The sequence below is a fragment of the Rufibacter sediminis genome (assembly GCF_014269285.1).
Taxonomy (GTDB): domain Bacteria; phylum Bacteroidota; class Bacteroidia; order Cytophagales; family Hymenobacteraceae; genus Nibribacter; species Nibribacter sediminis.
Window position 1 is genome coordinate 45,877 of the sequence record NZ_JACOAF010000044.1, and the last position, 12,972, is coordinate 58,848.

The 12,972-nt window shown below is 54.1% G+C and carries 11 protein-coding genes; 4 read left to right on the forward strand and 7 right to left on the reverse strand.

Annotation, left to right across the window (positions count from 1 at the left end; translation table 11 throughout):
- Window positions 1-178: 178 nt before the first annotated feature.
- The 4 genes from H7U12_RS18755 to H7U12_RS18770 form a co-directional block, all read right to left on the reverse strand.
- Window positions 179-3,367, reverse strand: coding sequence for a WD40/YVTN/BNR-like repeat-containing protein (locus tag H7U12_RS18755; protein ID WP_206683953.1), 3,189 nt, complete (start codon window positions 3,365-3,367; stop codon window positions 179-181).
- A 128-nt stretch (window positions 3,368-3,495) separates the two neighbouring features.
- Window positions 3,496-4,743, reverse strand: a complete 1,248-nt coding sequence (locus tag H7U12_RS18760) for a hypothetical protein (RefSeq protein ID WP_186640976.1) — start codon at window positions 4,741-4,743, stop codon at window positions 3,496-3,498.
- The gene (locus tag H7U12_RS18765; protein WP_186640978.1) at window positions 4,733-7,189 is read right to left on the reverse strand and encodes a DUF2339 domain-containing protein; all 2,457 of its coding nucleotides are present in this window, start codon (window positions 7,187-7,189) and stop codon (window positions 4,733-4,735) included. Before H7U12_RS18765 ends, H7U12_RS18760 begins: the two co-directional genes overlap by 11 nt.
- A 128-nt stretch (window positions 7,190-7,317) precedes the next feature.
- Window positions 7,318-8,226, reverse strand: a complete 909-nt coding sequence (locus tag H7U12_RS18770; RefSeq protein ID WP_186640980.1) for an NAD(P)/FAD-dependent oxidoreductase — start codon at window positions 8,224-8,226, stop codon at window positions 7,318-7,320.
- A 157-nt stretch (window positions 8,227-8,383) separates the two neighbouring features.
- On the opposite strand from H7U12_RS18770, the gene H7U12_RS18775 reads away from it, so the two are divergent.
- Entirely contained in the window at window positions 8,384-8,758 is a 375-nt protein-coding gene (locus tag H7U12_RS18775) for a Fur family transcriptional regulator (RefSeq protein WP_186640982.1), read from the forward strand.
- 368 nt (window positions 8,759-9,126) lie between these two features.
- On the opposite strand, the gene H7U12_RS18780 is transcribed toward H7U12_RS18775, so the two are convergent.
- From H7U12_RS18780 to H7U12_RS18790, 3 genes are all read right to left on the reverse strand, one after another.
- Window positions 9,127-9,738 carry a superoxide dismutase gene (locus H7U12_RS18780; protein WP_186640984.1) on the reverse strand — a complete coding sequence of 204 codons (612 nt, stop codon included), beginning with the start codon at window positions 9,736-9,738 and terminating at the stop codon, window positions 9,127-9,129.
- 68 nt (window positions 9,739-9,806) lie between these two features.
- Entirely contained in the window at window positions 9,807-10,253 is a 447-nt protein-coding gene (locus H7U12_RS18785) for a nucleoside deaminase (RefSeq protein WP_255897018.1), read from the reverse strand.
- Window positions 10,254-10,394: 141 nt separating this feature from the next.
- On the reverse strand, window positions 10,395-10,946 hold the full coding sequence (locus tag H7U12_RS18790; RefSeq protein WP_186640986.1) for a hypothetical protein: 552 nt from the start codon (window positions 10,944-10,946) through the stop codon (window positions 10,395-10,397).
- Window positions 10,947-11,399: 453 nt separating this feature from the next.
- Between H7U12_RS18790 and H7U12_RS18795 the strand changes: the two genes are divergently transcribed.
- The 3 genes from H7U12_RS18795 (at window position 11,400) to H7U12_RS18805 (ending at window position 12,952) form a co-directional block, all read left to right on the forward strand.
- Window positions 11,400-11,783 (forward strand): NADH-quinone oxidoreductase subunit A, encoded by a 384-nt coding sequence (locus H7U12_RS18795; protein ID WP_186640988.1) that lies wholly within the window; start codon window positions 11,400-11,402, stop codon window positions 11,781-11,783.
- Between the two features lie 104 nt (window positions 11,784-11,887).
- Entirely contained in the window at window positions 11,888-12,442 is a 555-nt protein-coding gene (locus H7U12_RS18800; protein WP_062543819.1) for an NADH-quinone oxidoreductase subunit B, read from the forward strand.
- A 3-nt stretch (window positions 12,443-12,445) separates the two neighbouring features.
- Entirely contained in the window at window positions 12,446-12,952 is a 507-nt protein-coding gene (locus tag H7U12_RS18805; RefSeq protein WP_186640990.1) for an NADH-quinone oxidoreductase subunit C, read from the forward strand.
- Window positions 12,953-12,972 lie beyond the last annotated feature (20 nt).

Below are 12,972 nucleotides of genomic sequence, written 5' to 3' on the forward strand. Positions count from 1 at the left end.
GGATGGTAGAGGATTTCTGTTTCAAGCCTGTTTTCAGGAAAAGACCCTTAAAACGCAAAAACCTGTGAGGTCTCCAAGACCTCACAGGTTTAAAATTACTGGCGCGCTTCTCCAGATTCGTGCCTAAGGATGATACGTGTCTCCAGACGCGCCGCGAACCACTAAGTGGGAAGCGGGCTTACTTCGTCTCTTTCTTTTCTTTCAGTAGGATGGCGTCCACGTTCTTGCTCCGGATCAGCTGATTGAGCGCCGGTAAATCCGTGGCGAACACCTGGTTCAGCTTCTTCAGTTGCTCGTCAATCTGGGCCGTCACTTCCTTCTGGAAGGCGTACATCTGATCCGTGGGCCGGAAATCGCCAACCGAGGCTTGGGAAGCCAGATTGGAAAGTTTATTGTTCAACCGAATGGGGTAGTTCAAAGGGTCCTGTCCGCTGCGGTTCTTGGTTTGGTAGAGCGTTTCCTCCACCTCGGTCATTTTCTGGTTCATGGCCTTGGCGGCATCCAGCACATCTTTCATCTCCGGTTTACCCTGGAAGCGAGCGGTGACGCCGTTGATCTGGGTGCGGGCCTCGCGGATTTTGCTGATGGCGTCGTGCGTTTCGGTGAGTTTATCGCGCACGCTGAGCAGGAAGGCTTGTTGCGCCTGCAGATCGGCGAGCGATGTCTGGCTGCGTGGGTCCTGCAAGATGACAAATTCAGTTTCCTGCGGCTGTCCGTTCACGGTTAAGCGGGCTTTGTAGGTGCCGGGAATGGCTTTTGGGCCCTGGGTGCCGCCGCCCCACAGGATCATGCCTTCAAAGCGCGAGGCCTCGGGATAGGTCATGTTCCAGACAAAGCGGTTTAGGCCGGTTTTTGCCTCCAGTTTATCAGCGGCTTCTTTGGCGCCGTAAGTATATTTTTTGATCAGCTTGCCGCCTTTCTCCAGAATCTCTAGGGCTATTTTGGAGGTGGTGTCTGGCGCGGTAGGCAAATAGAAATGCACCATGACGCCACCCGGGTGGTTCTGGCCTTCAAACTTAGCATTCGCAAAGTTTCCGCCGGTCATCTTATAAGTAGGCATGGGTTTGAACAGGTGCGCCTTACTATCAGCTAACTGTGGCGTTAACTGGTGCAGGAGCGTTAAATCATCGATGATCCAGAAGCCCCGGCCCTGAGTAGCAGCAATGAGGTTGTCGTTCTTGATGGTCAAATCCGTGATGGGCACCAGCGGAAGGTTCAGGCGGAACGGTTTCCAGGAAGCGCCGTCGTTGAACGAGACGTACATACCGTACTCGGTACCGGCGTACAGTAAACCAGCTCTTTTTGGGTCTACGCGCACTACGCGGGTAAAGTGCGTGGCCGGAATGCCATTGGTGATTTTCGTCCAGCTTTTCCCGTAATCCGTGGTCTTGAAAAGCAGTGGCTGGAAATCGCCGGTTTTGTAGAGCGTGGCCGCCATGTACATCACGCCTTTCTGGGTAGGGTGCGGGTCTACGCTGTTAATCATGCTCCACTCCGGCAAGGCTTTGGGCGTGACGTTGGTCCAGGTTTTGCCGGCATCGCGGGTCACGTGCACCAGGCCGTCATCGGAACCCGTCCAAATGACGCCTTCCTCCGCCGGGGATTCCATGGCCGCGAAGATGGTGCCGTAGTACTCCACGCTGGTATTGTCTTTGGTAATCGGTCCGCCGGATGGTCCCAACTTGGTTTTGTCGTTGCGCGTTAAATCCGGGCTGATGACTTCCCAGCTTTGGCCTTCGTTCGTGGTCACGTGCACGTGGTTAGATGTGGTGTAGAGCCTGTTCGCGTTGTGCGGCGAGAAGAAGATAGGGAAGTTCCACTGGAAACGGTACTTCATGCCCTCGGCCCCGTGGCCCATGGGATTGTCTGGCCACACGTTGATGGTGCGCTCAAAGCCGGTTTTATGGTCTAACCGGCCAATAAAGCCGCCATAGTTTCCGCCGTACACAATCTCGGGGTCTTTGGGGTTCACGGCAATGTGCGCGCTTTCAGAACCTGCCGTTTCTTCCCAGTCGTGTAACCCAATGCTGCGGCCGCTGGTGCGGCTGGCAATTCTAACGGCGCTGTTATCTTGTTGGGCGCCGTAGATGCGGTACGGGAAAGCGTTATCGGTGACCACGCGGTAGAACTGGCCGGTAGGCTGGTTGTCAGGCGTGCTCCAGTTCTCGCCGCCGTCAAAGCTGACCTGCGCGCCGCCGTCATCCGCCAGGATCATGCGCTTGGGGTCTTCCGGAGCAATCCACAAGTCGTGGTGGTCTGAGTGCGGGGTAGCGATGGATCTAAACGTTTTGCCGCCGTCAGTGGAGTGATGGTTCCCCACGTTGAGCACGTACACGCCATCCAGGTTTTGCGGATCGGCGTAGAGGCGGGTGTAGTACCAGGCGCGTTGGCGCAGGCTGCGGTCTTCGTTCACTTTGGTCCAGGTTTCGCCGCCGTTTTCAGAGCGGAACAAACCGCCGTCCTCGGCTTCCACCAAAGCCCACACGCGCTGGTTGTTCACCGGCGAAACGGTCACCCCAATGATGCCCAAGGTGCCTTTGGGTAAGCCGGTGGCGCGGGAGATTTCTTTCCAGGTGTCGCCGCCATCGGTGCTTTTCCAGATGCCCGAACCAGGTCCGCCAGAGGAAAGGTTGTAGGGCGTGCGCTGTACCCGCCAGGAGGTGGCGTACAGGTTTCTGGGGTTTACCGGGTCAATGGTCAGGTCTACCATGCCTACCTCGTTGTTCACGAACAGCACGCGCTCCCAGTTCTTGCCGCCGTCTTTGGAACGGTACACGCCACGCATGTCATTAGGCGCATAGATGTTGCCCATCGCCGCGGCGTACACCAGATCAGGGTTCTTGGGGTGAATGCGTACGCGCGAGATGTGCTTGGAGTCTTTCAGGCCGATGTGTTTCCAGGTCAACCCCGCATCCTCTGACTTCCACATGCCAAAACCCGAGGACACGTTGCCGCGCACGGTTTTCTCGCCTTCGCCCACGTAAATCACGTTAGGGTCGGCCTCGCTCACGGCCACCGCGCCAATGGAACCCCCGAAGTACTTGTCAGAGATGTTTTCCCAACTGGCCCCGCCGTCTTTGGTGCGCCACACGCCGCCGCCGGTAGCCCCAAAGTAATAGAGGTTCGGTTTGCCCGGTACACCGGTCACGGTAGCCGAACGCCCGCCACGGTACGGCCCGATGGAACGCCAGGTCATGCCGTTGTACAGTTTCTCAGGATAAGGGTCTTGCGCGGCTTTCTTGTTCTTGGCCGTGCTGGATTTCGGCTTTTTCTGGGCCTCGGCGGCGAAGGGCGTCAAAAAGGTCAGGCCGCTCAGCAGCAAGGGAAGGCACTGCCGGAAGAACCGGGTGGAGTAGGGGTGTTGCATGTAGCTTTGTTTGTTTGGGTAGTAGTTGGAACGGAGGCAATAAGCTACTGAAAAATAGTTAAATGGCAGGAGCAAGCGCCTTGTTTTTAGCCTGTTTTCAGAAAAAAGCCCTTAAAACGGAAGAGACTTTACCCCTTCTTCTCCATGTCGCGCAGCAGTTTGATGGTCATGTAGCCGAGGCCTATCGCCAGCACGGCAATGGCGGCCCAGATCAGGAGCCTGGAGCTTTGGGGCCGTTTTTCAGATTTCGGGGGTAAAAGAGAGCGGATGTTCTGCACCTGAAGCACGGGGATATCCTGGGGAATGCTGTCCTGAAAGAACTGCAGGTCATAGTCCGGGGCATTCAGCTTCTCGTTCCCGAAGCGCAGCGTGTAAAGCTGATTTGGCTCCAATGCCGCGATTAAATAACGGTTCAGTTGCAGCACCCGCACCGAGTCAATGGTGAGCGGCGGATTATCGGCGTTCTCAATCTGGATGATCAGTTCGTTTACCTTTCGGTGGGGCAGGTCCAGCACGGCCGGAGCGTTGGAACTGAGCAGCAGCGGCTCTGAAACCTCTCTCATCCGCCTCCGGCGGGGTCTTTTCAAGCGGCGTTTGTACACCTGCTGCTTGCCCAGGACTACTTTGCCAGACCGATGGTAGAGTTGCGGGGCCGTGATGTGGAAGACCACTTGCTCAGGGTACACCGGCTGCCCGAATTTCAGGCGAAGATAGGTGGTGTGGTTTTCTGCGCTATCTGTACGGCTGAGCGTCTGGATGGGAATGCGGGTGTACTTGCCGGCCTCTGAATAGGTGTCATAGTAGCCAGCCTGCAGAATGTTAAGCGGAGCGCTCACGGAATCGTTGAGCTGAAGCCGGAAGAAGCGGTAATTGCTCAAGGGGAAGTCCAGCAACTTGACCTCGGCAGTGCTTTGCGTGCTCCGGATGGCGTAAAGCAAATCCCGCTCTTTGAGCACGTACCAGTTCTGCCGGTCATCGCTGCCGCTCAAGGATACCTGTTTCCGGACCTCGGCGTTGCCAATCAATAGGCTGATGTTGTTTATGCGCCGTTTTTCAGGATTGTGCACCAAAACCTCTGATACGCCACCTGGGCGACGTTCGTAGCTCAGAATCTGGTAGGGCTTGAACAAGGTTCGGTACAGCACGGGCACCTCGGTGCGCACCAGGTAGGGCACCGGCTGATTTTTGGGGCCAAACAACCGGAGGTCCTCCAGATCGGGTTGCGCATACCCCGTGATCTGCGGCGACAGCAGGATGCGGTGATAACCCGGTTGCGTGGCGGGGGCCACCTGCGTTTGCCAGGCAAAGTCCTGCGCGCGGGCGGGCAGCAGTTGCCCCAGCATTCCGGCTAAAAAGAACAGCAGCTTACTCTTCATGCGAAGCGGGCGTTGGGTCTGGCGGAGTAGTTTCTCCTTCTAAAATCAGGTTTTTGAGCTTCTGGTACATAAACGAAATCACCAGCAGCAGCACGCCCAGGCAGATGAAGGCCGCAATCTTGCCGCCCTCCGACATATCCCGCACATCAAACAGGAAGAGCTTAAGCAGCGTGAGGAAAAACAGGGTGAGCGAAATAATGCGCAGCGTTTTGATCTTGCGGGACATGCCCACCATCATCAGGGCGAAGGAAATAACGCCCCACAGAATAGGAAAGCCTATCTTGCGGATGTGGCTCATGCTTTCATGCAACTCAGCCGATGCGGGATGCGATTTTAGCAGCCACAGATGCACCAACTCAAAACTCAGCATAAAAACACCCGCCGCACTCGCCAGCCACAGGCTAATTTTCCCCAGTCTACTGGCAAACCCGAATTGCTGCTGCACCTTTTTGAGTACCGTCGCCAATAAAACAATCAATGTGAACAGCGGCAGATAATGGCTGAGGAAAGCGGCCAAGGTCTCAGTCTGGTTGAACAGATAGCCGTTCCGGAGGTAACTCGCCGACGGTTGCAGATTAGTGAGATACGCCAGCAAGCCAATTACGGCCAAGCCCATGACCATTCTGCCGTACAGCGGGTTAAGTAAACGGCGGCTCCACCACAGTAAACCCAGCAGGAACAAATAATGGAAGAAGCCGAGCACCTGTATCTGGACGTCTACGCTCCAGGTGGAGTGGGTCAGTTGGTGCTGTAGCTCTAGCAATAGCACCAGGTATAGGAAAACCACGAGTAAAATACCCACCACCGTCCGGTAAGAAGTCATGAACCTGCCTTGCAGAGCATCATTGTTTTCGCGGGCCAGCAGCCACCAGGTGCCCGCCAGCGAGCCGACCACCACTACGCCGGTGATGAAAAGCTTGTTCAGGAGCAGCGGCAAACCCTCGCGGGAAATGGAATAGTCCAGCCAGTCCATGGCCAGGCTGCCCAGCATCAGGAACAGCACCAACACCGAAGCGTATTTGATCAGCTGAATGCCGGATCGCTGCGAGAGCCACAGCAACAACACCGCCTCCAGCGCCCAGAACAGCGTGATGTAATTCCCTTCCAGCTGAATAGGCGCCGATAAACTCAGGAACGTGAGCACCAACCCGATGAGCAGGTACACCAGGTTGCGGTCTACGCGCTGACTGCGGTAGAGCCCGTACGCGAACGCAAAGTTGAAAACGCCCAGCAGAATGGTGAACAAGCCCCGGTAACTGCCTTCCGCCAGGTGTGACATCACGTACATGCCCACGCCATAGTCCAGGAACGTATTGCTCAGCAGCATCATGATCTCGGGACCCGTGAATCTACGGCGCTCCTTCACGTTGTAGATGATGGTCATCCCGAAGAACACCAGGTAAAACAGCGTCGCGAACACCAGCGCACCCACGTATGGCGGGTTCACCATGCCCACCACCCGCGTGCCAAACCAGCTGCCGTACAACAGAATGGTAAATCCGTAAGCGATGAGATTGAGTAGGTTCCACTTCTTGAAGTACGCCAGCACCAGAATACCCACGTTCAGGAGCAAAATGAAAACGAACAGCACCACGTAATTGCCCTCGCCGGTACTCACCATGAACGGGCTCCCAAAGCCGCCAATCAAAGCCAACACCGCCAACTCCATGCGGTCATAGGCCATGGCCAGGAAGATGGTAAAGCCTGTAATGCCCACCATCAAAAGAAACGCCACCGTCTGGCTGAAAATCTGGTATTCGTGAAAAGCAATGGCGATGGTAAAGTACAAGACCGCCATGCCGCCGCCAATGAGCACCGAGCTGAAGGCTTTGTATTCTCTTCTAAGCCGGTGCGCCACGCCCAGCAAGGCACCGCCCGCCAGCAAGCCAATGGCCACGCGGCCCACTTCGTTGATCCAGTCCTGGTCAATGGCGTACTTCACGAAGAACCCGATGCCCAGCACCAGAATAGCGATACCCAGTTTGTTGATCAGGTTCTCCCCGATGAACTTCTCCCAGTCCAGTTTTCGGGAAAAGAAGGAAGGTTTCTCCGAGTCCAGATCCTGGAAAACGGATGTAGGTTCAGTCGCGGTGAAGGCCGCCAGAGGAGTTGAGGCCGGAACTGCGGCTGGAATGGGCATCTCAGCTGGTCTTTTCGCCGGAGCAGGAGCCAAGGGTTTCACCACCGGGGACGGAATAGGAGCTGGCGGGGCGGGTACCGGAGGTGTTGCGGGAAATGGTTCAGCGGAGATAGCATCTCGCACGGTTGCGGCCTGAGCAGCATCTACAGGCGGACGAACCGGCGAACGGCTGATCTGCTCCCGCAAGCGGGCCAGTTCTTCCTGTACTTCCTGCAAGTCGCGGTGGTGCTGCAGAAAATGGTTCGATATCCTGGTTCCAAACCAGAGCGCCAGCCCCACCAACACCAAAAGCAGAAATACCTCCATAAAAGCCTGTTATAGTCTAGGCTCTATATTACAATTTTATCTTGTAATATAATGGGCAGAGAAAATGCATTGGTGCGGAGAAGGGCTGGCGCTCGGGTTTGTTTTGGGGCTGTTTTCCAGAAAACAGATCAGAAACGCTCTTCTATGAGTTCTTTGTTCACCATTGCCCCAGCCACTAATCCGGCAGCCACTGCCACCGCCACTGACCGCATCATGGTGGTGGCGTCGCCGGCAGCGAAAATACCGGGTACCGTCGTTTTCTGGAAACCATCTACTTTCAGGTGACCGGTTTCTGTCAGTTCGCAACCCAATTCCTCCGGAAGAGGGCAATGCTGCTCAAAGGCGGGGCGGGCAAAAATGGCTTTTACGGTGTGGGAGGAGCCGTCTTTCAAGGCAATTTGCTGCACGTAGCCTTGGTCATGCACCAGGGCTGTGATTTCCCCCTCATTTAGGAGCACCTTTTTTCTTTGCAGTACTTCCCGCTGCTCTGGGGTGAGGGTGGAGGGGCCGTTGGTAAACACCGTCAGCGTGGGTGTCCAGTTTTGGAGAAGCTTCACCAGCTCAAACGCCATGTCACCGTTGGCCATGATGCCCCATTCCTGGTTCCGGACTTCGTAGCCGTGGCAGTAAGGACAGTGCAGCACGGAGATTCCCCAGCATGAGGTAAAGCCCTCCAGGTTAGGCATCAGGTCTTTGATGCCGGCGGCGAAGATGAGTTTACTGGCGTGGAAGGTAGCTCCCGACGCGGTGGTCACTTGAAAATCCTGGTTCTGTCCCGTGGCTGTAAGGGCTTCTTCCGCCAAGAACGTGACCGTAGGATAGGCCAATACCTGCTCCTGGGCTTTTTGGGCGATGGCGGCGGGCGTTTCCCCGTCCTGCGTGAGGAAGTTGTGGGAGTGCGGGGTTTGGCGGTTACAGGGTTTTCCGCTGTCCAGGACCAGTACGTTCCGCAGCGATCTGCCCAACGCCATGGCGGCGGAAAGTCCGGCATAGCTTCCGCCAATGATAATCACATCAAATTCTGTTCTCTTTTCCATATCGTTTACGCGTTATAAGCCTGTTTTTAGGAAAGGAAAGCCAAACGCCTTTCTTTCCTCCGACCGGGAGAATGTCTCTCCCAGAGGTAGTTAATGCGGAGGATTTGGCAAATGTAGAAAATTTTGTTATTATTGCAACAATGTTGCATTAGTTGAGATGAAAAGACGAACCACCCCCGCCCAGACCGCCATTTTAGATTTGTTGAAATCTTCCGGCTCGGCGTTAAGCCAGGACATGATTGAGCAGAAGATGAAAGGCGAAACTGACCGCGTCACGATTTACCGCGTCTTGAACCGGTTCTGCGAAGATGGGTTAACCCACCGCATCGTCTCTGACGACGGAAAATCTTATTTCGCCCTGTGTCACGGCTGCCAGGGCAACCACCATACGCATGACCATTTTCACTTCCGGTGCCTGACCTGCCAAAAGGTGGAGTGTCTGTCAGAGAAGGTGCAGGTGTCGTTGCCCCAAGGCTATCGGGCAACCAACGTGAATGCCTGGGTCTCGGGTTATTGTGCGGGCTGCATTTAGATAAGGATTGCCCCTGCTTTTTAAAACTTTTTGAAGAGATTCTTGCTGATCGCTGGCGCGAGCCTCCGGCTCGTGTCCGGGCGTATTCCGTATCCATTTTGTCATCCTGAAAGGATCTTGTAAGCAAGCAGTAGTAGCGGTTCTTTTATGCTTTCTTAGTCTGCCCACAAGATCTTTCCAAGATGACAGGAGCGGGTGGATCGAAAGCCCGATGGAATACGTGCGGACACGAGCCGGAGGCTCGCGCCAGCGGAGGAGATGATTGCTTTTAAGCCCGTTTTCAGGAAAACAGGCCTAGAACAATAGAAAGCAAAAAAGGTCTTGCCGTGACAGCAAGACCTTTTTCAATTATAAAAATCTGTAATCGCTTAGCCGTTGGCTTGGGCGTAAAGACGGTTCACTTCGTCCCAGTTGATCAGGTTGAAGAACGCGGTGATGTACTCTGGTCTGCGGTTCTGGTACTTCAGATAGTAGGCATGCTCCCACACATCTAAGCCCAGGATTGGAAGACCGCCGCAAGAGTCAACGCCTTCCATGAGAGGATTGTCTTGGTTGGCAGTAGAGCAGATCTGCACAGATCCGCCTTCCACGGCGCAAAGCCAGGCCCAGCCAGACCCGAAACGGGTAGTGGCGGCTTTGGTGAATTCTTCTTTGAACGCATCGTAAGAGCCGAACGCCTTGTCAATGGCCTCAGCTACGGGACCGGTTGGGTTGCCGCCGCCGTTCGGGCTCAGGATAGTCCAGAACAGGTTGTGGTTGTAGAACCCGCCGCCGTTGTTACGGATAGCCGGCGTTTTAGCCGCATCGCGCAGGATTTCTTCAATAGACTGGTTCTCTTTCTCAGTCCCCTGGATCGCATTATTCAGGTTAGTGGTATATGCCTGGTGGTGCTTGGTATGGTGGATTTCCATTGTCTGACGGTCGATGTGCGGCTCCAGCGCATCGTACGCATACGGAAGTTGCGGAAGTTCAAATGCCATAGTTTTGTGTGGTTATAGGTTAGAAATACAAAGGTTCTGCTAGTAATACGGAACGGGCCAAAGATAAACTAAATTCTTTTCGCTCTGAAAAAGTCCGTCATCAATTGCGAACACTCGTGCGCCAGGATGCCGGTGACCAGTTCAGTCTTGGGGTGCAGCAGGTTCACACCCGTGCGCCGGTAACCGCGTTTCTCGTCTGCCGTGGCGTACACCACGCGCTTCAACTGGGACCAGTAGCTGGCGCCGGCGCACATCACGCAGGGTTCCACGGTCACATACAGGGTGCAGTCATGCAGGTATTTATTGCCCAGGTGATTGGCGGCGGCGGTAAAGGCCAGCATCTCGGCGTGGGCCGTGACGTCGTTCAGTTTCTCGGTTTGGTTGTAGGCGCGCGCAATGATCTTGTTCTGGCACACCACCACGGCCCCAATGGGGATTTCGCCCTCCTCCAGGGCGTATTGCGCCTGCTTGTAGGCTTCGCGCATGAAATGTTCGTCTGAATGGATGCTTAACACAAGGTTCAAGTTAAGAGAAAACTAACCTTTTTTTACTCCGGTGAGCTTTCTTTGGTTGTATCTGAAAACGTTTAGGGCCTGTTTTCTGGAAAACAGGCCCTAAACAAAAGCGGTCGCTTCCGGCAAAGGAAGAGAGAAGTACTATTTCACGTTGGCGCTGGCCATCACGGCTCTGGCGGTTTCCTGCCATTCGTTCTGCAAAGCCACCGGCGCGTTGAAGCTGAAAATCACCATCTGTTCCTTCAGAAACGTGTACTGAATGAGCGTGTACTTGCGTACCGGGGCCATGTTGCGGTTCCGGCGCTCATCGCGCACGGTGGAGACAAACTCATACACCAAAAAATCGCGGCCGTTGATGGTTTGTTTCTCCTCGCGCAGGAACTGCACCTCGGTGAACATGCGCTGGATGGAAGCCTTGTAGAACGGCAGCAGGATGTTGATGTCATCGGCGGGGAAGGTGCTGGGGCGCTGGTTCACGCTGATGTCTACCTGCCCGTCAGGGCTGGTGAACACGCCCAGCGGCTTGCGGGCCGCCGGGTACTCGCGGGCGATTCCGTCATCGGGCATCACCTCAAAGTTCTGCGGAATAGAAAGTGAAACGTTCTTGGCCACCGACACCTTCTTCAGTTTGGGCGCAAAGGCCAGCAAAACCGCGAGCGGCAATACAAGTAATATTAGATAGGTTCTCTTCATAAACGTGGTCATGCGTCAATTTTGACTCATCAGCCGAATGCAAATACCAGGCCGTTAAGTTCCGGAAGGGCGCAAAGGTAGTTTAGAAAGTGATTTTTTCAATCTGGCCCCACACGGAAAAAGCCCAACTAAAGTAGATGGGCTTTTATCGGGATGAAGAAAACTTACTAAAAACTCAGTGCTGGCAGCGGGAGGAGGGGACAACCCGCTGACTTCTGAAAAGTGAATTACACTCTTCATGCACATGAGTCATTAAACTTTGAAAATTTTTACAAGAATCCCTAACTTTTTTTGTTATTTCTAATTTACATCGATTTCATAGCGAGCATTTTGCAAAATAAACAGAACGGTTGTTCGTTAGAGAAAGCCGGGCGCACAAAGCCGGTGAGAGAATGTATTTTAGTTTGAATCTTAGGTTTAAGTGCCTACTTTTGCACCAAATAGCTTTATAATATGGAAACAACTGCCCCTGCACAATATTTACCAGCCGATTATCTGCCAATTGTGATTCAATTTGTGGCGGCTTTGGGTTTTGTGATCTTTTCCATGGTGGTGACCCACCTGATTGGGCCAAAACGCAAGAGCGCGGTGAAACACGCCTCTTGGGAGTGCGGTATTGAATCCAAAGGCGATGCCCGGGCTCCTATCTCCATCAAGTATTTTCTGATTGCCATTCTGTTCGTGCTTTTTGACGTGGAGGTGATCTTCCTCTACCCTTGGGCCGTGAACTTCAGAGCCTTGGGTCTGGATGGTTTCGTCTGGATGCTCATGTTCATGGGACTGCTGTTGACCGGTTTCTTCTACGTGATCCGGAAAGGCGTTCTCAAGTGGGAATAGCTCCAGAAATCGTCGCGTAGGCGGCAAACTTTTACAAGCGATAACGTGTTCAGAGAGAGGCCGGTTTCTGGCCTGATTTTCTGAAAACTAAGCGAAAACGACTCATGAGCGATAACAATAGCAATTTAACCATGGTAGACGCCCCAGAAGGGGTAGAAGGAACCGGCTTTTTCGCCACTTCCCTAGAGAAAGTAGTAGGTCTGGCCCGTAAGCACTCGTTGTGGCCTTTGCCGTTTGCTACCTCCTGCTGCGGTATTGAGTACATGGCTACCATGGGCTCGCACTATGATATTTCCCGTTTCGGGTCTGAGCGCCCCAGCTTCTCGCCCCGACAAGCCGATTTGCTGATGGTGATGGGTACCATTGCCAAGAAAATGGGTCCGGTGGTGAAACAGGTGTACGAGCAGATGGCTGAGCCCCGTTGGGTAATCGCCGTAGGCGCCTGCGCTACCAGCGGTGGTATCTTTGACTCTTACAGCGTGTTGCAAGGCATTGACCGCATTGTGCCGGTAGACGTGTATGTGCCTGGTTGCCCACCACGCCCTGAGCAGATTCTGGATGGCTTGATGCGCATTCAGGATTTAGCCGAGAACGAGTCGCTCCGCCGCCGGAACTCTCCGGAATATCAAGCATTACTGGCTTCTTACAACATTAAATAAGGCATGGCCGAACTAACCAACGAACTGCTGGTGCAAGCGCTGCAAGAGAAATTTGGCGACCAGTTGTTTGATATCCATGAGCCTTACGGGCTTGTGACCGTGACCACTACCCGGGAAAATATCATCCCTATGCTGCAAGCGTTGTACGATGATGCCTTCCTGCAATTCCAGTTCCTGACCACTATGTGCGGTATTCATTATCCAGATAACAAGGGCCAGGAATTAGGCGTGATTTACCACCTGCACAGCCTGGTTCATAATATCAGGCTACGCATCAAAATCTTCTTTTCTGAAGATGATGCCGTGGTGCCTACCGCTACTAACCTGTACGCCACCGCCAACTGGATGGAGCGCGAAACCTTTGACTTCTACGGCATCCGCTTTGAGGGTCACCCTAACCTTATCCGCATTCTCAATGTGGAGGAGATGGAGGCGTTTCCTATGCGCAAAGAGTTTCCGCTGGAAGACCAGACCCGCGAAGACAAGATTAATACCTTCTTCGGAAGATAAACCTTATAAACGCCAACGGC

What these genes read in the sequence shown, in the direction of transcription:
- H7U12_RS18755 (WP_206683953.1), bottom strand. Translation starts at nt 3,367, where the DNA reads ATGCAACACCCCTACTCCACCCGGTTCTTCCGGCAGTGCCTTCCCTTG.
- H7U12_RS18760 (WP_186640976.1), bottom strand. Translation starts at nt 4,743, where the DNA reads ATGAAGAGTAAGCTGCTGTTCTTTTTAGCCGGAATGCTGGGGCAACTG.
- H7U12_RS18765 (WP_186640978.1), bottom strand. Translation starts at nt 7,189, where the DNA reads ATGGAGGTATTTCTGCTTTTGGTGTTGGTGGGGCTGGCGCTCTGGTTT.
- H7U12_RS18770 (WP_186640980.1), bottom strand. Translation starts at nt 8,226, where the DNA reads ATGGAAAAGAGAACAGAATTTGATGTGATTATCATTGGCGGAAGCTAT.
- H7U12_RS18775 (WP_186640982.1), top strand. Translation starts at nt 8,384, where the DNA reads ATGAAAAGACGAACCACCCCCGCCCAGACCGCCATTTTAGATTTGTTG.
- H7U12_RS18780 (WP_186640984.1), bottom strand. Translation starts at nt 9,738, where the DNA reads ATGGCATTTGAACTTCCGCAACTTCCGTATGCGTACGATGCGCTGGAG.
- H7U12_RS18790 (WP_186640986.1), bottom strand. Translation starts at nt 10,946, where the DNA reads ATGAAGAGAACCTATCTAATATTACTTGTATTGCCGCTCGCGGTTTTG.
- H7U12_RS18795 (WP_186640988.1), top strand. Translation starts at nt 11,400, where the DNA reads ATGGAAACAACTGCCCCTGCACAATATTTACCAGCCGATTATCTGCCA.
- H7U12_RS18800 (WP_062543819.1), top strand. Translation starts at nt 11,888, where the DNA reads ATGAGCGATAACAATAGCAATTTAACCATGGTAGACGCCCCAGAAGGG.
- H7U12_RS18805 (WP_186640990.1), top strand. Translation starts at nt 12,446, where the DNA reads ATGGCCGAACTAACCAACGAACTGCTGGTGCAAGCGCTGCAAGAGAAA.